Annotated in this window: 25 protein-coding genes; 20 read left to right on the top strand and 5 right to left on the bottom strand. The window is 46.0% G+C overall.

Going from position 1 to position 23,299, the window contains the following annotated elements:
- Positions 1-4: 4 nt before the first annotated feature.
- The 3 genes from D6855_RS12885 (at position 5) to D6855_RS12875 (ending at position 2,612) form a co-directional block, all read left to right on the top strand.
- Entirely contained in the window at positions 5-304 is a 300-nt protein-coding gene (locus tag D6855_RS12885; RefSeq protein ID WP_199712449.1) for a DUF1858 domain-containing protein, read from the top strand.
- Between the two features lie 233 nt (positions 305-537).
- Positions 538-2,256, top strand: a complete 1,719-nt coding sequence (locus D6855_RS12880; RefSeq protein WP_158589529.1) for a putative bifunctional diguanylate cyclase/phosphodiesterase — start codon at positions 538-540, stop codon at positions 2,254-2,256.
- 23 nt (positions 2,257-2,279) lie between these two features.
- Positions 2,280-2,612, top strand: a complete 333-nt coding sequence (locus D6855_RS12875) for an Hpt domain-containing protein (protein ID WP_120741741.1) — start codon at positions 2,280-2,282, stop codon at positions 2,610-2,612.
- Between the two features lie 120 nt (positions 2,613-2,732).
- Here D6855_RS12875 and D6855_RS12870 read toward each other — a convergent pair whose 3' ends face one another.
- Both D6855_RS12870 and D6855_RS12865 read right to left on the bottom strand, forming a co-directional pair.
- Complete coding sequence (locus tag D6855_RS12870; RefSeq protein WP_120741740.1) at positions 2,733-3,089, bottom strand: hypothetical protein; 357 nt, start codon at positions 3,087-3,089, stop codon at positions 2,733-2,735.
- A gap of 236 nt (positions 3,090-3,325) precedes the next feature.
- Complete coding sequence (locus D6855_RS12865) at positions 3,326-3,601, bottom strand: hypothetical protein (protein WP_120741738.1); 276 nt, start codon at positions 3,599-3,601, stop codon at positions 3,326-3,328.
- Between the two features lie 367 nt (positions 3,602-3,968).
- Between D6855_RS12865 and D6855_RS12860 the strand changes: the two genes are divergently transcribed.
- The 11 genes from D6855_RS12860 to D6855_RS12805 all read left to right on the top strand — a co-directional run bounded on the left by D6855_RS12860 (position 3,969) and on the right by D6855_RS12805 (position 13,968).
- Positions 3,969-4,769, top strand: coding sequence for a hypothetical protein (locus D6855_RS12860; RefSeq protein WP_120741735.1), 801 nt, complete (start codon positions 3,969-3,971; stop codon positions 4,767-4,769).
- A 410-nt stretch (positions 4,770-5,179) separates the two neighbouring features.
- Positions 5,180-6,463: a chloride channel protein gene (locus D6855_RS12850; RefSeq protein WP_120741731.1), complete on the top strand. Its 1,284-nt coding sequence runs from the start codon at positions 5,180-5,182 to the stop codon at positions 6,461-6,463.
- A gap of 1 nt (position 6,464) precedes the next feature.
- Positions 6,465-6,869 carry a DUF2752 domain-containing protein gene (locus D6855_RS12845; protein ID WP_120741729.1) on the top strand — a complete coding sequence of 135 codons (405 nt, stop codon included), beginning with the start codon at positions 6,465-6,467 and terminating at the stop codon, positions 6,867-6,869.
- 47 nt (positions 6,870-6,916) lie between these two features.
- Positions 6,917-7,543 carry a DUF4234 domain-containing protein gene (locus tag D6855_RS12840; RefSeq protein ID WP_120741727.1) on the top strand — a complete coding sequence of 209 codons (627 nt, stop codon included), beginning with the start codon at positions 6,917-6,919 and terminating at the stop codon, positions 7,541-7,543.
- A gap of 223 nt (positions 7,544-7,766) precedes the next feature.
- Positions 7,767-8,267: a hypothetical protein gene (locus tag D6855_RS12835; protein WP_120741725.1), complete on the top strand. Its 501-nt coding sequence runs from the start codon at positions 7,767-7,769 to the stop codon at positions 8,265-8,267.
- A 124-nt stretch (positions 8,268-8,391) separates the two neighbouring features.
- Positions 8,392-9,555 (top strand): ABC transporter substrate-binding protein, encoded by a 1,164-nt coding sequence (locus tag D6855_RS12830; RefSeq protein ID WP_120741723.1) that lies wholly within the window; start codon positions 8,392-8,394, stop codon positions 9,553-9,555.
- A gap of 193 nt (positions 9,556-9,748) precedes the next feature.
- The gene (locus tag D6855_RS12825; RefSeq protein ID WP_120741721.1) at positions 9,749-10,633 is read left to right on the top strand and encodes a branched-chain amino acid ABC transporter permease; all 885 of its coding nucleotides are present in this window, start codon (positions 9,749-9,751) and stop codon (positions 10,631-10,633) included.
- 12 nt (positions 10,634-10,645) lie between these two features.
- Positions 10,646-11,698, top strand: a complete 1,053-nt coding sequence (locus D6855_RS12820) for a branched-chain amino acid ABC transporter permease (RefSeq protein WP_120741719.1) — start codon at positions 10,646-10,648, stop codon at positions 11,696-11,698.
- A 2-nt stretch (positions 11,699-11,700) separates the two neighbouring features.
- Entirely contained in the window at positions 11,701-12,459 is a 759-nt protein-coding gene (locus D6855_RS12815) for an ABC transporter ATP-binding protein (RefSeq protein ID WP_120741717.1), read from the top strand.
- A gap of 88 nt (positions 12,460-12,547) precedes the next feature.
- A complete protein-coding gene (locus D6855_RS12810) occupies positions 12,548-13,261 on the top strand; it encodes an ABC transporter ATP-binding protein (RefSeq protein ID WP_120741783.1) in 714 nt (237 codons plus the stop codon).
- Positions 13,262-13,329: 68 nt separating this feature from the next.
- Positions 13,330-13,968 carry a cytidylate kinase-like family protein gene (locus D6855_RS12805; protein WP_120741715.1) on the top strand — a complete coding sequence of 213 codons (639 nt, stop codon included), beginning with the start codon at positions 13,330-13,332 and terminating at the stop codon, positions 13,966-13,968.
- Between the two features lie 58 nt (positions 13,969-14,026).
- Here the strand turns inward: D6855_RS12805 and D6855_RS12800 are convergent, their stop codons facing one another.
- Positions 14,027-15,667, bottom strand: coding sequence for a methyl-accepting chemotaxis protein (locus tag D6855_RS12800; protein ID WP_120741713.1), 1,641 nt, complete (start codon positions 15,665-15,667; stop codon positions 14,027-14,029).
- Positions 15,668-15,900: 233 nt separating this feature from the next.
- Here D6855_RS12800 and D6855_RS12795 point away from each other — a divergent pair, with 233 nt between their 5' ends.
- Both D6855_RS12795 and D6855_RS12790 read left to right on the top strand, forming a co-directional pair.
- Positions 15,901-16,932, top strand: coding sequence for a 5'-3' exonuclease (locus D6855_RS12795; RefSeq protein WP_120741711.1), 1,032 nt, complete (start codon positions 15,901-15,903; stop codon positions 16,930-16,932).
- 54 nt (positions 16,933-16,986) lie between these two features.
- Positions 16,987-17,709 (top strand): lysophospholipid acyltransferase family protein, encoded by a 723-nt coding sequence (locus D6855_RS12790; RefSeq protein WP_120741709.1) that lies wholly within the window; start codon positions 16,987-16,989, stop codon positions 17,707-17,709.
- Positions 17,710-17,758: 49 nt separating this feature from the next.
- Here the strand turns inward: D6855_RS12790 and D6855_RS12785 are convergent, their stop codons facing one another.
- Positions 17,759-19,012 carry a sensor histidine kinase gene (locus tag D6855_RS12785; RefSeq protein WP_120741707.1) on the bottom strand — a complete coding sequence of 418 codons (1,254 nt, stop codon included), beginning with the start codon at positions 19,010-19,012 and terminating at the stop codon, positions 17,759-17,761.
- A gap of 578 nt (positions 19,013-19,590) precedes the next feature.
- On the opposite strand from D6855_RS12785, the gene D6855_RS12780 reads away from it, so the two are divergent.
- Positions 19,591-20,430 (top strand): hypothetical protein, encoded by an 840-nt coding sequence (locus D6855_RS12780; RefSeq protein WP_120741705.1) that lies wholly within the window; start codon positions 19,591-19,593, stop codon positions 20,428-20,430.
- Positions 20,427-20,612: a hypothetical protein gene (locus tag D6855_RS12775; protein ID WP_120741703.1), complete on the top strand. Its 186-nt coding sequence runs from the start codon at positions 20,427-20,429 to the stop codon at positions 20,610-20,612. The genes D6855_RS12780 and D6855_RS12775 overlap by 4 nt, the downstream gene beginning before the upstream one ends.
- Before the next feature lie 114 nt (positions 20,613-20,726).
- Here D6855_RS12775 and D6855_RS12770 read toward each other — a convergent pair whose 3' ends face one another.
- Positions 20,727-20,921 (bottom strand): DUF6465 family protein, encoded by a 195-nt coding sequence (locus tag D6855_RS12770; RefSeq protein ID WP_120741701.1) that lies wholly within the window; start codon positions 20,919-20,921, stop codon positions 20,727-20,729.
- A 133-nt stretch (positions 20,922-21,054) separates the two neighbouring features.
- Here D6855_RS12770 and D6855_RS12765 point away from each other — a divergent pair, with 133 nt between their 5' ends.
- Both D6855_RS12765 and pseC read left to right on the top strand, forming a co-directional pair.
- The gene (locus tag D6855_RS12765; RefSeq protein WP_120741699.1) at positions 21,055-21,939 is read left to right on the top strand and encodes an MBL fold metallo-hydrolase; all 885 of its coding nucleotides are present in this window, start codon (positions 21,055-21,057) and stop codon (positions 21,937-21,939) included.
- 65 nt (positions 21,940-22,004) lie between these two features.
- Positions 22,005-23,201 carry a UDP-4-amino-4,6-dideoxy-N-acetyl-beta-L-altrosamine transaminase gene (pseC, locus tag D6855_RS12760; protein ID WP_120741697.1) on the top strand — a complete coding sequence of 399 codons (1,197 nt, stop codon included), beginning with the start codon at positions 22,005-22,007 and terminating at the stop codon, positions 23,199-23,201.
- Positions 23,202-23,299 lie beyond the last annotated feature (98 nt).

The raw sequence follows: 23,299 nt of genomic DNA, 5'->3' as shown, positions 1-23,299 counted from the left end.
CAAAATGGGTTCATTAAAGGATTTATTCTTTGGTAGTGATACAGAAAGAGAGGCAAGTAACATGGGAAACGAAGAGAATAAGGCAGCTGGCGACGTAATTGATTCCAGCATGCTGGTTGGAGATATCATCAGGGAACATCCTATCGCAGCGCAGTTCCTTATGGAGTGCGGAATGGGATGCATTTCATGCCCTGCATCACAGATGGAGTCACTGGCTGAGGCTTGTGCAGTACACGGCATCGACGGCGACGAGATCACAGAAGCGCTCAACGATTACCTTCTTGAGCACAACTCTAACGTATAATATTTGGGAAAAGAGAAATCGGCTGCGGCTGGGGAAACCTGGTCGCAGCTTTTTTGTTGCCTTTTTATGGACGAGGTGCTGTGGCTGCGATGCTTTTTTGGCTAGGGGTACGAATTCGAAATTTTGGTAAAAGATGGTCTTTTTGTTGATTATTCTTTATAATAGTAGTACAAGGGTGACTATCCGTTTTTTTCGCCGCAATGGGGCGGCGCGATATCAGTGAGGATGTGGATATGGCAAATAATAACCGGAACACATTGGACATTGAAGCGAAGCATGAGCAGGATTTCAGACGTACAATTCTTGTAGTGGATGATGAGCCTGTAAACCTAAGGATTCTGGGCAATATTCTTAAAGAGGAATACGACATTGCCTACGCGGAGACCGGAGAAGAGGCTCTCTATGTTATCAAGAACCAGAAGGATTTTCTGTCGCTGGTTTTGCTTGACCTGCATATGCCAGGGGGCAACGGGTACATGGTCCTTGAGGAGATCAAGGGAAGTGAGGATCTGCGCTACATTCCAGTTATTGTGCTGACGGCGGATGAAAGCGCCGAGGTTGAGAGTTTGCGCAGGGGAGCGATAGATTTTTTAAACAAGCCTTATGACAGGCCGGAGGTGTTAAAGGCCAGGGTAAGGCGCGCAATTGAGCTGTCCATCGACAGAAACATCATCGAAGCCACCGGAAAGGACGCTCTTACTGGGCTTTTGACCAGGGAGTATTTCTTCCAGTACGCAAGAGAGTACGACAAATTCCACCCGGAGCAGGAAGTTGACGCGGTGGTGGTAAACATAAGCAAGTTCCATCTGATAAATGAGCTGTACGGCAGAAGCTTTGGAAACAGAGTGCTGTGCTCAATTGCAGATGGTATCAGGTCTGTGGCCAGGGGATGCGGCGGCGTTGCCTGCAGGAGTAATGCGGACTGCTTCTATCTGTACATTGAGCATCAGGAGAACTATGACTTCCTAAGGAAGACTTTGGCGGACAGACTTATCGATATTTCTGAGAATCATGATATTCATTTTAGAGTCGGCGTGTACCCTGATCTGTATCACTCGGCTCATCTTCAACAGCGCTTTGACAGGGCACTTCAGGCCTGCAACAGCGTATCAAAGACCACCAGCCTTGATATGGTAGCAATCTACGACAACAACATGCATGAAAAAGAGCTTTATGAGGCCAAACTTCTTGGCGACATTGAGAAAGCTCTTTTGGAAAACCAGTTTAATGTGGTGTTCCAGCCAAAGTACGATATTCGCAGTGGTGAACCAGAGCTGTACAGCGCAGAGGTGCTGGTCAGATGGAAGCATCCTGAGCTTGGGTACATAAAGCCGGACTTCTTCATTCCTTTGTTTGAGGAAAACGGACAGATCAAGGAACTGGACAGGTTTGTCTGGCGGGAGGCTGCCAAGCATGTGCGCAGGTGGCGTGACATGTATGGCGTGACAATGCCAGTGTCTGTCAATGTTTCCAGAGTTGATATATTTGACCCGGATCTATTGGAGTTCTTGCAGAAGATTTTGGCAGACAATGGTCTGGAGTCAAAGGACATGCACCTTGAGATCACGGAGACTGCCTATACAGACGCTGTGACTACCATTGTTGATGTGGTAAACAGCCTGCGGGACGCAGGATTTAAAGTAGAGATGGACGATTTTGGAAGAGGATATTCTTCCCTTAACATGCTGACGTCACTGCCTATCGATGCGCTGAAGCTTGATATGGGCTTCATTAAGGGCATCGCTGAGAACAACAAAGAGATCAGCATGGTGGAGTTTATTGTAAATGTGGCAAGATTCCTGGATGTTCCGCTAATCGCGGAGGGTGTGGAGAATTCGGAGCAGTACCTTTTGCTTAAGAAGGCAGGCTGCGACGTGATTCAGGGATACTACTTCTCGAAGCCAGTCAGTTCCAGTGAATTTGGGCATCTGATAGAGAGAAGCGGCAGGTAAGGCGACGTATTGGAGGATGAGAGATGACGATCGATTCTCTTAGGGAGTTTGGTGCAAATGTAGATGAGGGCCTTGAGCGGTGCATGGGCATGGAAGACTTCTATCTGGAAATGATAGAGCTTGGTCTTTCTGACCAGCGCTTTGAAGCGCTGGGAGAACTATTGGACGCCGGGCGCTTTGATGAGGCCTTTGAAATGGTCCATGCCCTTAAGGGAGTGATCGGTAACCTGGCGCTGGGGCCACTATATAACACTATTTCTGATATGACGGAATTCCTTCGGGTCAAGGCTGACGTTGATTACAAGGCGCTGTACCAGCGGGTGATGGAACAGCGGAAGAGGATAATGGAGGGGTGAAAGGTTGTTTGGTGGCTCCTGGGTAGCTGAAGAAACTAGCTGGGAGCCACTATTTTTGGGCGCAAAAAAACGACTGCCATCTGGCACCCGCTCTTTTGCATTATATATATGTCACCTACCTTACGCGTATAGGTCGATAGCACTGCCACTCATTCCATAGCTCAGGGCTTCTGAGTTCTGTGCGTACCCTGTTGTCATCCCCTGGAATTTGGAAGCTACATCATTGTACATACGATTTGCTTCCTGACTTTTCTGAACTGTATTTATTGAAAGTGCAAGTGGATCGCTTTCATCATCTGCCTTTGGAATTTCCTGTGCGTTTGGATAAACCACAGGAGGCACATTCATAATGGCATTTGACATTCCAGTCTCCATGAAAGCATCTGATACAGAGCCTTCGTTCTTAACTGGATAGTTCATTGGCTGAATGAAGCTCATTCCGTATGCACTTCCGATACCACCGATTGATATAGCCATTTGACTCCCTCTCGATGACGCGCGTCTGGGGCAACAATTTGGACCCCATGTGCGCCGTCATCTAAAAAACCGCAAACTACCTTTATAATTTAGCTTGTATGGAAATATTACAGCTACAGGCTGGCGGATTCAATTATGAGAGTGGGAAATAAGTATTAAATAAACATAAAGTCGCCGCAAAGGGCTTGTTTAGGCCTTTTGCGGCGATTTGTTTTAGTTGGATTCTGTTTTGCTGGTTAGATGTTCTCGATGGCTCTGAACTCATCAAACTGTGGATCTTCCACAAACTCCATAATGAGATTAAGCGGCGTTAAGCCAATTGCCTCATGATGGATCTGCTGCTTGATGACCATCTTTTCGTAGTTTGACAGATCCTGGAACTCAGGATGTGTCTTCTCATACTTTTCATTAAGCTGGTCGAATAAATTGTACTCCGGATCACCCCACGCAAATACTTCGGCTGTCTTCAAATTTGGTTTGAACGGAGAATATTGCAGCTGGTTAGTTGACATAATCAGGTGCTCCTTTCTCTGGCAAAAATTGAAGTTGCAAGTCCGAAGGATAAATATACCCCTCTTCAATATGATAGCACAGAAGTGAACAAAATTTCAGATATTTTGTTACAGGGATGGTATATAGTTGTGCTTTTTCTCTAGTGGGGAGTATGGCGAGGATTTTGTATTTCTTAAGAAAAATTAATGATTTTCGATGGTAAATCTTAAGATTTGACTGGTATAGTTGTCTTTGTGCAATTACTGCACGTTCTTAGGTTACTGTGTCTGCACAGTTCTAGCGTATTCTTATGGGATTCATTTATGGCGATTCGCCAGGAACACTTCCTAAAGAAGATTCTTATTTTTGAATGAAGAGGTATGAAACATGGATATTACTGCACTTATGCTTGCAGAAAGGGCAAAGCTTGTAGAGAGGCTGGCTAGAGAGGAATATGAGTTTGAGAAGGCTCATTATCCTGAAGGCGGATTAAGGGCTAAGAAAAATGGCGATTATTTCAAATACTATCAACTGATAGAAACGCCATCTGGCACGAAGTGGAAGTATATAAAAAAGTCAAATCAGGGTCTGGCCAAAGAGCTGGCTATGAAATCCTATAAAAAGCGCGTGATTTATGGGATTGAACGTGAGATCAAAGCGATAGATGAATATCTTGAGTATTATCCTAAACAAACTGCAGATGAGCTTTTCCGAACTGCGCCAGGATTCAGGGCGCTCCTTGAACCACAGGTGATTCCGGATAACTCGTGTGAAGGATGGGAAAAAGAACCATATGACCAGAGCACGGATCACCCTGAGCATCTTGTATTTCCGACAATGAAAGGACATCTAGTTCGATCTAAGTCAGAAGCTATGATAGCTGATGAGTTATACAGGAGAGGAATTCCATATAGATATGAATGGGTGAGGATGTTTGGTGGACAACTGCTTAGTCCGGACTTTACCATTCTTGATCCAAAGACGAAGGACATTCGGATATGGGAGCACTATGGCAAGATGGATGATCCTGACTATGTTGAAAAGTATCTAAGGAAGATGCAGATCTATACCCGGAATGGCTACATAGAAACCATGAATCTAATCTGTACTTACGAGACTAAAGACTGCCCATTGACTTCAATAAAAGCTGTAGATGTGATTGAACATTATTTTGTTAATCATTACTGATGTTGCCATGTAAAATTGGGCCAAAAAGTGGGTTTGGGGAAAAGAGGGGCAATCAGAATCAAGGTTTTTCATAGGAAATCCAAGGAAAAAGGCTATCTGAATTGCCCCTCTTTTTCAAAAGATAGGGGTTTGGCCCAAAAGAGTGCGATATAGCGATAAGTTTTTAAAAGTCAGGTACACCCCTTTTTGAAAATGGCGGCTTTTGGCCCAAATTGCAGCGAGCAGAGAGACTTTTGGCCCAAATTGCATCTGAACAAGAGCATAACAAAAAGATAGAATTGTTTTGGCGCGTTCCGCGCCAGCCATCATAGCCAAGCGCATAACGATCAAAATTCTGCCCAACCAGCGCCAGTCACCAAATCTCCTTAACCCTTTTTGAAATTCCCCTCCCCAAGTGGTACTATTGACCTATGGAAGAAAAAAACAGCCGAATCGGCACACTAATTGAACATATTCCAGACCTTGACCTCATTGGCAGGATCAGGGTGCTGTTTAGATGGGTAGTCCTTGGAGGGCTGACGGGCGCTATAGTTGGCGCGATCGGAGCCTTGTTCTCCAAGGCTATTGGCTTTGCGACGGAGTTTAGGACCAGCCATGACCTGATCATCTTAGGCCTGCCAGTAGCAGGTCTGTTCATCGTATTCCTCTACAGGCTCTGCAAGGACTACGAGGACAAGGGCACAAACCTTGTCATCAAGTCTATTCAGGAGGGAGAGCACCTTCCGGTAACGAAGGCGCCGCTTATCTTTATTTCAACGACGATAACCCACCTGTTTGGTGGATCTACAGGACGTGAGAGTGCTGCGCTCCAGATGGGCGGCAGCATTGGCTATAACCTGGGCAAACTCTGCAGGTTAAAAGAAGGAAACGTCAAGATCATGACCATGTGCGGTATGAGTGCCGCTTTCTCAGCGCTGTTTGGAACGCCTATGACAGCGTCATTCATGGCGATGGAGATCGAGAACGTAGGTGTAATGTACTATTCAGCCCTGGTTCCATGCGTAATCTCAGCTCTTGTAGCTCAGGGAGTTGCGGAATTCCTTGGCGCAACAGGAGAGCAGTTTGCAGTTAACATCGTTCCTGAGCTGACGGTTCAAAACGGCATCTATACTGGCCTTCTGGCGCTTCTTTGCGCCTTTGTCAGCGTGCTGTTCTGTACAACCCTTAAACTTGCAGGCAAGACATACAAAAAAGTTTTCGCAAATCCATATATTCGCGTATTCGTAGGCGGCTGTATCGTAACAGCATTGACCTTCATATCAGGAACAAGATACTACAATGGTGCAGGTATGAACGTCATCGAGATGGCGCTTAAGGGCGAGGCTCCAGCCTGGGCCTTCCTATTAAAGATAATCTTCACAGCTCTGACACTGGGAGCAGGCTATAAAGGCGGTGAGATCGTGCCAGCGCTGTACATCGGAGCGACCTTCGGATGCCTGTATTCACAGCTTCTTGGCTTTGATCCGGCTCTTTGCGCAGCTATCGGAATGGGAGCGCTGTTCTGCGGCGTCACCAACTGTCCGATCTCTTCGCTGTTCATATGCTTTGAGCTCTTTGGATTCAAGGGAATGCCATATTACCTTCTGGCAATTGCCTTAAGCTACACCTTCTCTGGCTACTACAGCCTCTACAGCAGCCAGAAGATCATGTATTCCAAGTTCCACAACAAGTACGTTAACAGGGAAACCAAATAATATGAAGAAACTAAAAGAAGCACTGCCGGCGATCCTAGCGGTAGTGCTTGTCTATTGTCTATTTTACATATCAGGCATTGGTTGCCCCATCAAATATCTGACGGGGATTTCCTGCATGGGCTGTGGCATGACCAGGGCGTATGTGTCCCTGCTTCGCCTCGACTTCGCCAGTGCATTTAAATATCATCCGTTATGGATAATCCCCTTGATCGCAGCAACCATCTTCCCTTTCCGCGCAAGACTTTCAAAGAAACTAACCCATTTTTTGTTGTTTACAACCATAGTCCTCTTCTCTATAATATACCTGTTGAGGCTTTGGAACCCGGCAGATACAGTAGTAGTGTGCGAGCCGGCTCACGGAGCGATCTACAGAACTATACGGCTGGGGCTTAGCTTTTTTGGGTGAAAAGAGATCTCTATTCCCTGCCATATATTGAGGAGGAGAAAAGATAAATGTTTTGTGAGAATTGTGGAACACAGGTAGAAGACGGCGCAAAGTTCTGCCCTAACTGCGGAACACCTGTGAATAATAGCGGTGAAGTTAAGGGCTTTGTTTATGACGAGAATACACCAGTTGATCCAGCTCCAGCACCTGGCTTTACAGGAACAAACGGCGGATACAATGGAGTAAACAACGGATACAACGCAGGCAGCTACAACGCTGGCCCACAGGCATTCATGCCACTTAGAACTGACAGAAGCCTTCTGATCTTCATTCTTCTGTCACTTGTAACCTGCGGAATTTACATGTACATTTTCCTGTACTACATGATCAAGGATGTAAACACAGCCTGCGCTGGCGATGGCGATGAGACACCAGGGCTTCTTCTGTACATCCTTCTGTCCCTGGTAACTTGCGGTATCTATTCATACATCTGGGTTTACAAGCTTGGCGACAGACTTGCAAGAAACTGCCAGAGATATGGCTACACAGTTACTGAGAATGGCACAACAGTGCTTCTCTGGTTCCTGTTTGGTGCACTTCTTTGCGGCGTTGGACCATTCATCGGATGGAACATCCTTATTAACAACACAAACATGGTCTGTGCGGGCTATAACAGAGAGCATGGCGTAGGCTAATAAGATATTTTGGGCAAAAGAGCTATCTCACCCCAGGATGGACTTACCATCTTGGGGTGTTTTTATGCCCCTAACCCCAGTATCCACCAACTTTGCACGTTTCACGCACCGCGTCCCTCACAATCCCCTAATATACGCGAAAACGAACATGAATTAACGTTTATTACATGATTGCAATAATGTTTCATGAAGCGTAAAATTATTCTATAGGGGGATAAACTTCATGCTTACATTAGCTTATGCGGGGATTGCCTTTTCTCTGGTTTTCTACGTTGTGTTTGGCTTAGCTGTTCGCTTCATGGAGTTGACTGAAAAAGCCAGAAATAAGGCAAGGTTAGTAATTCTTATTACTTCCATGTTTGTTTTTGCAATATCGGGTACCACTGCTGGAGTCCTGAATCTACGACTAGGGCTTACAATCTATGGCGTGGGATTTCTTGTTTTCTCTTCTTTTGCGGTTTTCATCGTACTTTCCATCATCATAGAACTTCATCAGATTAACACGAGAGTGCGTATGCGCAGGTTTATGGTTCTGTTCGACATCGTGGACAGATTCAGGCGTGAAGGTAAGAGCAGAGACGAGATATTTACGTACTTAACTGACAGCCAGAAGCTCTCTAACAGAGAGGCTTCAGATTTTCTGGAATTCATATCGGATCCGCACAATCACCAGTTTTTGTGCGATGTAAACGACAAGATACAGGAAGCAAAGCGTCTGCGTTAAGCAGACGCTTTTTTTTATCTTCAAACACTTTTTTGCTTTAAAGTATTGACTTTTTACTATAATTAATTAAACTTGAAATATATATAATTGTATACAAATATACAAATCGAGGAGGACATTAATTATGAAGAAGGCTAAAAAAGTATTCAGTGCTGTTCTTGCTTCAGCAATGGCTCTTTCACTTCTTGCAGGATGTGGCGCAGGCGCTGCAAAGGGCGGAAGTGACACATTCAAGATTGGTGCCATTGGACCTCTCACAGGTGCAGCAGCAGCTTATGGTAACGCTGTAGTAAATGGTGCTCAGATCGCTGTTGACGAGATCAACGCAGCAGGCGGCATTAACGGATATCAGATCGAGTACAAGTCAGAAGACGACGAGCTCAACGCTGAGAAGTCAGTTAACGCTTACAACACTCTTAAGGACTGGGGTATGCAGATCCTTGTTGGTTCAACAACATCTGCTTGCTCAATCGCAGTTTCAGAGAACACCAAGAACGACAACATGTTCCAGCTTACTCCTTCAGGATCAGCTGAGGATTGCGTTAAGTACGACAACGTATTCCGCGTATGCTTCTCAGATCCTAACCAGGGTATCGCTTCTGCTCAGTACATCAGTGATCACAACCTTGCAACTAAGGTTGGTATCATCTATGACAACTCAGACGTTTATTCTTCAGGTATCTACCAGAAGTTCGCTCAGGAGTCTGAGGGCAAGAACTACGAGATAGTTTCAGCTGAGGCTTACACACAGGACAACAACACAGACTTCTCTGTACAGCTTCAGAAGGCTAAGGATGCAGGCGCTGACCTCGTATTCCTTCCTATCTACTACTCAGATGCAGCTCTTATCCTTACACAGGCTAACACAATGGGTTACGCTCCTACATTCTTCGGTGTAGACGGTATGGACGGAATCCTTACAGTTGAGAACTTCGACACATCACTTGCTGAGGGACTTATGCTTCTTACTCCTTTCGCAGCTGATGCAACAGATGACCTTACAGTTAACTTCGTTAAGCAGTACAACGACAAGTTCGGTGAGACTCCTAACCAGTTCGCAGCTGACGCTTACGATGCAGTTTACATCATCAAGGCAGCTATCGAGAAGGCTGGCGTAACACCTGACAAGTCAACATCAGAGATCTGCGACGCAGTTAAGGCTGCTATGCTTGAAATCGAAGCTAAGGGTCTTACATCACAGAAGATGACTTGGGAGGCTTCAGGTGAGCCTAACAAGGAGCCTAAGGCTGTTGTAATCAAGGGCGGCACATACGTTTCAGCTGAGTAATTTCTGCTTACGGGCAAAAGAGCTAACGGCTGACTCAACAATTTAACAACGACTAAACATTTTCATACAGCGAGGGATGCTGTCAAAGGTATCCCTCGCATTCTCTGTTGTAGGCGGAATATTCATACATGCTTGCATGCAACGGAACAATTCGTTTATCATATATTAGATAATATTAACTTGGAGGTGCGGGATGAGTTTTTTAACCTATCTCATTAATGGACTAAGTCTGGGGAGCATATATGCCATAATCGCCCTTGGATATACCATGGTTTATGGTATTGCCAAGATGCTGAATTTCGCTCATGGCGACTTCATCATGGTGGGCTGCTACATTATCTTTTCTGTCAGCGCAGCGCTGTCGGGCAATTCTGTGGTGGGCATTATCGTGGCTATCGTCCTGTGCACCGTCCTTGGCGTAACAACTGAATTCGTGGCCTACAGGCCTCTTAGAGGGGCTGCATCTCCTCTGGCGGTTCTTATCACTGCCATCGGTGTCAGCTACCTTCTGGAAAATATAGCGCTTCTTATCTACGGCGCAGATATCAAGTCATTCACATCCGTAGTTAACTGGGAAGGCCTTAGCTTTGCAGGCGGAGAGCTCAAGATCCAGGGCGTAACAATCGTGACCATCGCCATTAGCGTAGTGATCCTCATTGCTCTTCAGCTTTTCATCAACAAGACCAAGCAGGGCCAGGCTATGCTGGCTGCTTCTGAGGACAAGGGAGCTGCAGCTCTCATGGGCATCAATGTAAACAGGACAATTGCCCTGACATTCGCCATTGGTTCAGCTCTTGCAGCTGTTGCCGGTGCACTTCTTTGCTCAGCTTATCCTTCACTTTCTCCATACACCGGAGCAATGCCTGGTATCAAGGCTTTCGTTGCAGCGGTTCTTGGAGGAATCGGCTCAATCCCAGGTGCCATGATAGGCGGTCTCGTTCTTGGAATCGTTGAGATCCTGTCCAAGACCTACATTTCATCACAGCTTTCCGATGCCATCGTGTTCGGAATCCTGGTAATCGTGCTGCTTGTAAAACCAACAGGAATCCTGGGCAAGCAGATACAGGAAAAGGTATAAGGGGGAGGAGCCATGAAAAACAAGATCACTAAACAGAACTTAATCACATATGGCATTGTCCTTGCCTTCTATATAATCGTTGAGATCCTGATGCTGACAGGTGTTCTGTCAAGCCACATGAAGGGCCTTCTGGTACCGATGACCTATTACGCTATCATCGCCGTTGCCCTTAACCTCTGCGTAGGTATCCTTGGAGAGCTATCCATCGGACACTGCGGCTTTATGTGCATCGGAGCATTTACAAGTGCGTTCTTTTCAAGAGCTACAGAGAACAGCATCCCAACAGTGCCAAGATTCATCATTGCTTTCATCATAGGAATTGCCTTCGCAGCGCTGTTTGGCTTCCTTATCGGAATCCCTGTTCTTCGTCTTAAAGGTGACTACCTGGCGATCGTAACTCTGGCCTTTGGCGAGATCATCAAGAACGTCATCAACTCTTTTTACATCGGAATCGATTCTAAGGGCGTGCACTTCTCCATGAAGGACAGCATGGCTCTTGGCATGGAGGCGGACGGAGACATCATCGTCAACGGTGCCATGGGTATTACAGGAACACCTCACAACGCCAACTTCACCATCGGTATCGTGGTGCTCCTCATCTCACTTTTCGTAGTACAGAACCTTGTTAATTCCCGTGACGGCCGTGCTATCATGGCCATCCGTGACAACTATATCGCCGCTGAGGCAACAGGTATCAACATCACAGGTTACAAGATGATGGCATTTACCATTTCTGCTGCAATTGCAGGGGCTGCGGGAGTTCTTTTCTCCCATAACATCACAACCCTGACGGCGTCATCACAGTACTTTGGCTACAACGCATCCATCATGATCCTGGTATACGTGGTACTTGGTGGCATCGGAAACATCAGAGGCAGCGTCATTGCGGCATGCATCCTGTACCTGCTTCCTGAGCTCCTTAGAGGCCTCAACACCTACAGAATGCTGATCTATTCAATCGTGCTCATCGTCATGATGATCGTGAACTGGTCACCGAAGGTTATCGAGTGGAGGAAAAGAACTTTCGGCCGCCTGAACCTTAAACGCGCAAAGGAGGTGGCTTAAATATGGCACTTCTTGACGTAAACAACCTTAGCATTTCATTTGGCGGTCTTCGCGCCGTTGACAATTTCAATATATCCATCGAAAAGGGCGAGCTCTACGGCCTTATCGGACCTAACGGCGCCGGTAAGACCACAGTTTTCAACCTTTTGACAGGTGTGTACAAGCCAAACGAAGGTATCATCAGGCTTGACGGCGAGGATATCACAAGAAAGAGCACCATCGAGATCAACCACGCAGGTATCGCCAGAACCTTCCAGAACATCAGGCTTTTCAAGAACATGAGCGTTATCGACAACGTTAAGGTAGGTCTTTCAGAGCACTTCAAGTACAGCGCCCTCGAGGGAATCCTTCATCTTGGAAGATTCTCCAAGGTGGAAAAAGAGATGGACGCTGAGGCAATGCGCCTTTTAAAGGTCTTTGATCTTGACGCTGAGAGGGACACTCTTGCTGCGAACCTCCCTTACGGGAAACAGCGTAAGCTTGAGATCGCAAGAGCCATGGCTACAGGCCCTAAGCTCCTTCTTCTTGACGAGCCCGCAGCCGGAATGAACCCCAACGAGACAAAAGAGCTGATGGACACCATCGCCCTTGTCCGCAGGGAGTTTGATATGACTATACTTCTTATCGAGCATGATATGAAGCTGGTTTCAGGAATCTGTGAGAAGCTGACAGTGCTGAACTTTGGTAGAGTTCTTTGCCAGGGCGAGACAAAAGAGGTGCTGGCTAATCCGGAAGTTATTACTGCGTATCTGGGAAGCTGAGAGAACTTGGTGAGGTTCTGTCGAACCTAGTTCGAACGTTGTTATGGTGAGCGTAGCGAGGCAGAACTTCCTTATGAAAGAGGTATATATGAGTTCAATTTTGGAAGTCAAAGATTTATCCGTATATTATGGCGTGATCCAGGCCCTAAAGGGAATCTCTTTTCACGTAGACAGGGGCGAGATCGTGGCTCTTATCGGTGCAAACGGCGCTGGTAAGACTACAACTCTTCATACTTTGTCGGGACTGATCGCGGCAGATGGTGGTACAATTAATTATAAGGGACATGAGCTTACCAAGATCCCAAGCCATCAGATCGTAACCTTTGGAATGGCACAGGTGCCTGAGGGAAGGCGCGTATTCGCTCAGATGACAGTTCTTCAGAACCTGAAGATGGGTGCCTACACAAGAGCTGACAAGGCTGAGATGGAGGCTACACTTGCTAACATCTACAAGCGTTTCCCAAGACTTGAAGAGCGTAAGAATCAGCTTGCTGGAACACTTTCAGGTGGCGAGCAGCAGATGCTTGCCATGGGAAGAGCTCTGATGTCACATCCTGACCTTATCCTTATGGATGAGCCATCCATGGGACTGTCACCTATCTTCGTTAACGAGATCTTTAGCATTATCGAGGACGTCAATAAGGACGGCGTTACAGTTCTTTTGGTTGAGCAGAACGCCAAGAAGGCCCTTTCAATCGCCAACAGAGCCTACGTTTTAGAGACTGGCTCAATTGCCAAAGAGGGCGATGCAAAAGAGCTGCTTAATGACGAAGCAATTCGTAAGGCATACCTTGGAGAGTAAGTTCAAGAACTGCCGAGCTCCGCATCCTGCGGGAGCTTAGCTACTAATTCAGATAGACGGAGGCGCATATGAAGCGTAACATAGTCATCACAATCGCAAGACAGTACGGAAGTGGCGGAAGGACTGTTGGCGAGATGCTCGCCAAGGACCTCGGTATCCACTATTACAATAATGAGCTGATAAGGCTTGCTTCAGAAGAGAGCGGTATCAGCGAGAGCCTTTTCCTTGAGAACGATGAGAGGATGAGGAACAGTCTCTTCTTCAAGGTCCCTGTTAAGGTGTATAACGGCGAGATAATCGGACCTGAGAGCAAGGAATTTACTTCAGAGGACAACCTCTTTGCATTCCAGGCAAGAGCCATCAGAAAGCTTGCTGAGACCACCAGCGGAGTAGTTGTTGGAAGAGCAGCAGATTTTGTGCTTAGGGACTACGACAACGTTCTTAGCGTATTCGTTCATGCCCCACACGATTTCCTCGTGGAGCAGGCAGCCAAGGTTAAGAGCCTTCCCAAGGATGAACTTGAGAAATTCATGGCCAAAGAGGACAAGTATCGCGCAGCTTACTATGAGCACCACACAGGTCAGAAGTGGACAGACGCCATGAACTACGACCTCTGCCTGGATTCTAGTAAATTGGGATTTGAAAAGTGCGTAGAAGCCATAAAAGCCCACTGCAAGGTTCGCTTCGGCGAGGATATATTCGACTAAAGAGTATAAGAAAAGCCCGATGCAAAAGCACCGGGCTTTAACTATGTCATGATATGGATTATTTGAAGAACGCCAGATCCTGTTCAAGCTTATCTGCAACGCTCTTGAGGTCGTTAGCATTGCCAGCGAGGGTAGTAACTGTTGCGGAGAGCTCCTGCATGGAAGCGCCAGTTTCCTGTGAAGAAGCTGCATTCTCTTCAGAAATAGCTGAAAGAGCACTCATTGTATCTACAACCGCATTCTTACTTGTCTCGCACTGGTCAGCGCCTTCGCTGATGCTCTTTACGCCGCCAACTGTGGAGTTGATGTCATCAAGCATTCCGTTGATGGATGTGATGGTTCCTTCAAGAGCTTCCTGCTGATCCAGATTGCCCTGGCGAACGTCATCTGCTGCACTAACTGCTGCATTTGCCTCTTCAAGGAGGATCTCCATCTCTTTCCTGATCTCGTCTGCCATGATTCTTGAGTTCTCAGCAAGATTACCGATCTCTCCAGCAACGACTGCAAATCCTTTTCCTGCTTCACCGGCTCTTGCAGCCTCGATAGAAGCGTTGAGTGAAAGGAGGTTGGTCTGTGTTGCGATGGATGTGATTCCTTCAACCTTTGAAGAAATATTGTTAACTGCTTCCTGTGTTCTCTGGATGGTAGTTGAGATCTCGTCGATCTTAGCTGTCATCTCAGCAGATGAGCTCTTGAGGGATTCAAGGGATGAACTTGAAACTTCAGAAGCCTCTTTCATCTTGCCTGCAAGATTGTCGAGCTCGCCAGTAGATGTCTGTACGTTTCCAACTGCATCGCCAATTCTTCCAACGTTGTCTGCGGCATTCTGGATCTCGTCTGCCTGCTGGGTTGCTCCGGATGCGATCTCCTGTACAGCATTTGAAACGTCTTCAGCTGTGTGTGAAATCTGATCTGCCATGTCAGAGAGCTCTGTGGATGAAGCGTTTACAGAACTTGCTGACTGTCTGATGTTATCAACTATAGTCTCAAGAGTATCAATAACTCCATTTGTATTGTTAAGTGTTACTCCAAGTTCGTCGCTTCTATCAAGATATTTTTCAGGACGAACGAATTCACCATTTGCCAAGTGCTCAATACTCTTATTTATCTCTCTGATGGCTCCTGCCATTCCGGATGAAAGATAGATGGCAACCAGGATAGAGAGAACAAGTACGATAACTGCAACGATCACCATGATACTGGTTGATCTTGCCACAAGTGCGTCCACAGACTCTCTGGAAACACCGGTAAATGCCATGGCAACTGTCTTTCCGGATTCATCCTTAACAGGTACATATGCAACGAAATACGCTTTTCCAGCGACCTGTGTATTGGTGGAAGAGAAAGTGTTACCGCCGTTAATTACGGCCTTTATTACAGTATCTGCAGCCTGGGTTCCGATTACGTTTGCTCCCAGGGATGAGTTCTTTCTGGTATCTCCGTCAAACCAGGTGAAATCGTAGCCAGTATCTTTTTTCAGATTACTCTCAATTTCGTTGTCTCCAGGTTCACGGTATGTAACATTCACACCTATATCCTTATAGGTATAAGCAGAGGACATAAGTCCCTTTAAGATCTCCTGCTCCATTCCGCCCTTGATCAGTCTGATACCGCAGATCAAAAGAGCTATCGTGATAACGGTAGCAGGCAGAACTGTGAATGATAAAATCCTTAACTTAATTGAAAAACCTTTCTTCATCTTTGGCGCCTCCTAATATAAGTAATATCATCATAATGATTATCGGCATTTCATATGAATATTATAACGCTTTACCGACTAAAATTATCTCATTTTCCTAACAATTCTCTAAATTTTGCATAAAGTTTGACAAAATAGGCACATTTTAGAATCATCATCTCATTTTTCTTGTTGCAAAACTTATATAATGATAAGATTTATGGGTATATTGCTATGAAATTTAAGGAGGCATTATGTCCGACAAATTTATCCTCATAGATGGCAGCTCCATGCTGGTAACCAATTATTATGGAAACCTTCCGAAAGCTCTTTTGTTCGAAAAAGATCCTGACAAGAAGGTGGCGCTCTACAATCAGATCATGCACAACGACAAGGGCCAGTACACCAACGCCATGTATGGCATGATGCGCACGATCCTTAAGATCATGGCTGAGCAGAAGCCCACACATATGATGTTTGCTTTCGACAGGACAAGGGACACTTTCCGTCGTGAGAAATACCCGGATTATAAGGGCAATAGAGGCGACACTCCAGAGCCACTCAAGGAGCAGTTCGAGAACATGGAGAACATGCTAAGGGAGCTTGGCTTTGTTGTCATGAGCGATAACAGGTTTGAAGCCGACGACATCGTAGGCAGCGTGGTTACGCGTTTTGAAAAAGAGATCCCGTCCTATATCATTACCAAGGACCACGATTATCTTCAGCTGGTGTCCGATTACACAAGAGTGTGGCTGATCCAGACCAAGCAGGAGACCGCTGAGGAACTTCAGAATAAATACGGTGCGGAGTACGGCTGGAACAAGAAGCTTGTAAGCCTTCCTGATAAAGCCTTTGAAGTAACTCCGGACCTTTGCCTTAAGGAGTACGGCGTCCGCCCTGAGCAGATTCCGGACCTGAAGGGCATTCAGGGTGATAGCAGCGATAACATTCCGGGCGTCAAGGGAGTCAGCAGTGCGGCGATACCTCTTTTGGCTAAATATGACACTATTGAGGGTATCTACGAAGCTATCGACGAGGCGGGAGATGACAAGGCGCTCAAAGCCCTTGCTGGCAGCTGGAAAGAAGAGCTTGGGATCACCAGAAGCCCCATGAAGCCACTTTGTGAATACAGGGATATAGCTCTTTTGTCAAAAGAGCTTGCACAGATCCGCAGGGACTTCCCAGTTCCGGATGAGCTTGAGCACTACCGCATAAAGTTCGATAAAGATAAGGCTGTGGCTCAGTTTAAGGAGTTTGGATTTAAGTCTTTGATGGAAAAGATTTGATGTGATATAATTCTTCGTTGTTATACACATTTTTAGGACTAGAAAGTTTTTTGAATGAGCAATTATGTAGTTACGATTATTAAAAATCTTCATCGGATCATCTACTACGTGGTGAAGGCAAGGATCTGGATGAGACATCCGGAGAGGCACAGCCTGGAAGATCGCTACGCGGTGGCAAGAGAGATGGTGTCCAAGATGAACGGTTCCATGGGCTACAAGACTGTAGCTATCGGTCAGGACAAACTCCCCAAGGAGGGTGGATACATCCTGTACCCCAATCATCAGGGCAAGTACGACGTTCCTGGTATCTTTGCTACTCACGATGCGCCATGTTCCTTCGTTATGGATGAGGCCAAGGCCCACATCATCCTGGTGGCGGAGTTTCTGATGCTGGTGGACGGCAAGTCATTTGGACTTACGGATCTTCGCGGTACCATCAGGGTTTTCCAGGAGATGGCAAAAGAGATCCAAAAGGACGGCAAGAAATACATCCTCTTCCCGGAGGGTGGCTACAAGGAGAACAATCAGAACGTGGTGGAGCCCTTTAAGGCAGGAAGCTTTAAGGCGGCGCAGATGGCCAAGTGTCCCATCGTTCCAGTGGCGCTTGTTGATTCCTACAAGGTTTACAACAGCCCTCACAAGGGACCTGTGACCACTTACGTTTACTACCTTGATCCCATCAGTTACGAGGAATATAAGGGAATGAAGACCCAGGAGATCGCAACTCTGGTGGAGAATAGAATTAAGGACAAGATCAAAGAGCACATTGCTGGCTGAACCAGAATGTGCTCTTTTTTAATGCGCTCTGCTGGCGCGATTATTTATATTACATGCAGGTCAGGACCGCTTTTACTGTGAAGCTGTCTTCTTCCTGGGTGAAGCTTGCCACGCCTCCGTACTTCTCGGCGATTCCTTTGATCTGGGCGGTTCCGACACCGCTTTGGACCTCTCTGGTGCTGACGGGAAGACCGTTCTCTTTAAAGGTGGTCTCCACTGTGTAGGGATTCCTGGTAAAGAGCTTGAGCTTCCTGCCATCGTAGGTTATTTCAAACTGGAGAGCGCGTCGCTCCTCCTCTACGTGGCTTAAGGCTTCGCAGGCATTTTCGAGGATATTGCCCACAAGACTTGTAAGGTCGGTGGACTCTATTGGGAAGTGCTCCGGTACAACTGCCTTGAATCTTGGCTTAAATCCCATCTTCTGACAGCGGTTTGCGTAGATGGACAAAAGCTCGTTGACAATAGGATTGTCGCAAAAGCTCACCGATGTTACGGTTTCTAACATATCGTCAAATTCCTGCAGGTACTTGGCGGCTTCGTCATACTCTTTATTCTGTATGAATCCTGCCAGCACGCGGTTGTAGTGCCTTACGTCGTGCTTGTATTTTCTGATGGTCTGCTCGTTGCTCTCGTAGATCTCAAGAAGACGCTGTAGCCTGTGAGTTCTCTCTTTCTGGTAAAAAGAGATCTTCTCGTCCGAGAGCTTTTTATCTATCTGGTAAGTGGTAAGCTCATACTCGATTACAGCTGATGCCATCATCATTACAAAGTAGATAACGGTAAACCAGTTGATCATGTTCTTGCCGTAGGGCTGAAGGTAATACAGCATCCTGGTGTGGAAGCACACAAAACTCAGTATCAGTCCGCTAAAGGCAGCTATAGTGCCATACACAACTCCTGCCATGTAGTCTGTTATAAAGGGCATGACCAGAATAAAGAGCCAGAAGGCGTCCATTCCGATGGTCCAGTCAGTCTCTGTGATGAAATGGATGAACAGCACCAGACACAACTCGTAAGACCCCAGGATAACGGTGCTGGCATGATTATGGAATAGCTGGAGATGTAGCATCGCCAAAAGGAAAACCACGATGATAGAGAGGTTTGAAACCATGCCATGAAGATATCCCCTGTTGACGCAGGGAATGATAGTAATGGCAGAGTAGAGGATAAACCCCACGAACAGGATCATGGCGGTGTGATACCGCTGCTTCTGTATGGATTCATCCTTCTCAAAGTCCATCAGCTGTTTTAAATTGTAGCGGAATCGCCCGCGAAAGCTGTCTGTTGCGTAATTAGTATTCATGAAATAAGTATAAGGTTTATTGGGGGAGAGAGTCAATTGCCATAAGCCGGCGTGTTCTTGACTGTTTGCGTAGTAGTTGTTATTATTGGCTCTGCACTTTGTGTTGATGTGCGGGGATTCTGTTTTTACCGCATCTGCGGTTACTGTACATTGTTCTGATGTACGGAAAAATCCATTTTATACTGGGATTTTGATGAGTTTACGGGCTTTTTGTTGAATTTATACCTTCATGAGTGAAAATTGTTGCGTGAAGGTATACCTTTTTTGAGTGTTGATGATGCTGTTGCAAAAAGTATACCTTCGGTGAGCGAAAAGAGTCTCTGAAGGCATACGCTGAGATAGCCCACATACAATAACTTGAAAAAAGTATACCTTTAGCGAGCGAAAACATCTCCTGAAGGCATATTTCTATTTTTTTTGCCGCTATACATTGTTCTGATGTGCAGAAAAATCCATATTTATACTTGGCACCCTCTGCTTAAGAAAGATGCTAAATATATACTTATGGCAGAAATGGGAAAATATAGTATAATAAAGCTAACTAAGACCATATATCTAGTGTTTTGAGGAAAGAAGATATGTCATTCGATATTTCAAAACTGACAAGTGCTGTCAACAAATACCTCAATTCAATATCAGAAATAAGCCTGGCTTCCAAGCGTGCTCAGGAAGAGATTGCAGCTAAGACACAATTCTCAACCGAGCTCTCAAGCGCTATTCAGCAGAACATAGAGAACAGGATCCATGACCAGGTTACAATGCCTGACATCGGGAAGCAGGTTCAGGACACAGTAGAAGCTAAAGTGCAGCAGGCTGTAAGTTCAATTGACAATACATTCGAGCAGCTCAATGGTGCGTTTGAAGAGATCAGAAAGGCTGGAGCTGCCAACGCAGTGACAGATACAGACAAAGCGGTAGAAGCTACTAAGGCGGCAGACGCTACCAATCCCTTGGCAAAGGCTGTTGCTTCAGGAACTGCTGCATCTGGAATAACATCAACTACTGGTGCTACAGGTGCTAACGCTTTAAATACCAACACTAACCGCGATGCATACAGCGGAACTCTTAGCACAGAGGCTCTTCAGGATCTGTCCAAGTCACAGTACTTCTCAGCTAACCTCATCCAGAGCTCGCTTTTCAATGAGGGTAACGATTCGGAGAATAAGAGCAGCAATGGAACCTCAGCCTTCGATACAGTATCACTGTCAGACCTTAACACAAATTCCCTGTTGGCCAACGCACTGACATCTGGAAACGTGACGAATGCACTTACATCCGGAAACGTGGCTACAGAGACAGCAACTACATCGAACGCCACCAACAACACTTCCGACCTGGCTAAGGCCCTGATCAAGGCCTACACCAGCAACGCTTCATCAGCAGCTACAACAAGTATATTTGGAGACTTTACATTATGAATAGAATGCTCACAATCTACGCCGCTCTTATCTTTATAGCAGGAGTGGTGGTATTCACAATTGGGCAACTCAATAAAGATAATGAAGAAGAGGCAGAAACTTACAGGTGGATGCGTATCTTCGCCATCATAGCTGTCGTACTGGCAGCAGTCTGCGCCATCGCAGCCAAAGCCATTGGCTGATCCAGGCGTCATCGTCACCAAAGACCCTCGCAAGCGACCCTGTTCCGCGCAAATAAAAAAGACCCCGCGCGATCCTGTCACACGAAGCCCTTTTAACAAAATTAAAAAGAAAAATTAAAGATCAAAGCTACCAGTTACATCGTTATTAACAACATAGTAAGCTTTGCCTTCTTCTGGCTTTACATAAATATCAAGATTCTTGATATCCTTCTTGCCATAAGCCTTCTTAGCCTGAGCAACGAGCTGATCCTCGCTAACTGCCTTATCGCCAAACTGAAGCTCAATCTTAGTATTAACCTTAGCTGCCATCGCTGTTTCCTCCCTTTAAGAAAATTTAAATGTAAACTATTGGAATATATTATATTCCTTTTTTTGATTAATATGCAAATTTTTTTCTTTTTTACCGTTTAGTTTTGATACAATTATTAAAAGAGGTATCAACATGACAAACGAAAAATCAACTAATAAAATATCACTTCACGTCCTTGGATGCCGAGGTTCCATGCCGGTTTCAGGCCCTGAGTATGTAGAGTTTGGAGGAGCTACCAGTAGCTATCTTTACATGACAGAAACAGAGGCAATCATCCTTGATGCAGGCACAGGTATCATGAACATGCCTGACATTGGCGACAGGAACGTGACCATTATCATAACTCACGCCCACATCGACCACGTGCTGGGACTCCCCATGTACGTTGCAACTCTTGGGGCAAAAGAACTGACGATTGCCGGAGCTTCTCACGAAGGCCGCACAATACGCCAGCAGCTGGACACTTACATCAAACGCCCACTATGGCCTGTAAGCCTTGATATTTTCCCAGCTAAGATCAATTACATTGATGTAAAAGAAGATGCTTCTGCCTTTCAGATTGGTCCTGTTACTATAACAGCTATACCAGCCAATCACCCAGGCGGATCCACTATATATAAACTTGAGTGCGATGGAACAACCTTAGTTTATGCTACAGACTTCGAGCACGAGGAACTTCCAGATGACAGGAAGGACAGTGGGCTCATACCACCGTATTCTACAGAGCCACTCAAAACTCTGATAGACTTTTCTCAGGGGGCAGACCTCGTCCTCTACGACGCCCAGTACACCCCAGAAGAGTACCCAGGATGTAAGACCTTTGGTCACTCAACCTGCGAGAAAGCCAACGAACTCAGGACCACAGCCGGAGTTAAAGAGATGATCCTGGTTCACCATGCACCTAATCACTCCGATGCATTCCTTAATGGCATGGAGAATGCCATGCACGACATATATAACTGCGCTTCGAACGAAATGCGCCTGGCAAGAGAGGGCGATGAGATTACAATTAAATAAACCTACTTGACAGAAAATGTTACTATATAGAGAGCAAAAAACACTGAATCGCAAAGAGGAATACTATGGAAAAACTTGCAATACACGGGGGAACCCCGGTTAGATCAAAAAAGATATATTACGGTCGTCAGTGGATTGGCGATGACGATGTTAAGGCTGTAGCAGACTCACTTACAGGAGACTACATCACATGCGGTCCAAGAGTAACAGCCCTTGAACAGAAGCTCTGTGAGGTTACTGGTGCGAAGTATGCAGTTTCAGTCTGCAACGGAACAGCAGCTCTTCACTGTGCAGCAATCGCTGCAGGCCTTGGCCCTGGTGATGAGATGATCACAACACCGCTTACATTTGCTGCTTCAGCGAACTGTGCAGTATATGTGGGTGCAACACCTGTATTTGCTGACGTCAATCCTGAGACCTACAACATAGATCCAGACTCAATCGAAGCGCATATCACTGACAAGACTAAGGCAGTGGTTGCAGTTGATTTCACTGGTCAGGCAGTAGAACATGACAGAATCAGGGAGATCTGTGACAAGCACGGTCTTACCCTTATTATTGATGCAGCTCACGCCATTGGTACAAAATATAACGGTAAGCCAGAGGGCTCCATCGAAGATATAACATGCTTTAGCTTCCATCCAGTTAAGACCATCACATCCGGAGAGGGCGGAGCTATTACAACCAATGACCCAGAACTGTACCGCAAGCTGCGCCTTGCTTCACAGCATGGTATCAGCCATGATCCAGCAGAATTCGTGGACAAGAACCCTGAGGGACCATGGGTATATGAAATGCAGACCCTTGGATTTAACTATAGAATGACTGACTTCCAGGCGGCTCTCCTTACCAGTCAGCTCACTAAGCTTAAAGAGTTCTCAGACAGACGTAAGGCCATAGTTAACCGCTACAATGAAGCTTTTGCCGACATGCCAGAGATCATTGTGCAAAAAGAAATCCCAGAGTCCGACACAACAAGACATCTGTATATCATTCGTCTCAACAAGGACAAGCTCTCCTGCACAAGACGAGAGTTCTTTGATGCTATGAGCGCAGAGAATGTTCAGTGCCAGGTGCACTATGTACCTGTTTATTACTTCCCGTTCTATCAGGAACGTGGCTATAAAAAAGGCCTCTGCCCCAATGCAGAAGCTATATATGAAGGAATCATGAGTATTCCTCTGTACCCAATGATGACAGATGATGACGTAGAATCCGTAATCGCAGCTGTTAAGAAGATTGTAGATTACTACAGAAAATAAAACATGCATAAATAATAACTATCAATGACTCAAAAAATGGGCGCAAATCCGAAAAACAACAGATTTGCGCCCTCTTTATGTGGTATACTGTTATGTGG

It is taken from the genome of Butyrivibrio sp. CB08 (assembly GCF_003625485.1).
In the GTDB taxonomy this organism is placed as follows: domain Bacteria; phylum Bacillota; class Clostridia; order Lachnospirales; family Lachnospiraceae; genus Butyrivibrio.
The sequence above is the reverse complement of the archived record's forward strand: the minus strand, read 5'-3'. Positions and strand labels throughout refer to the sequence as shown.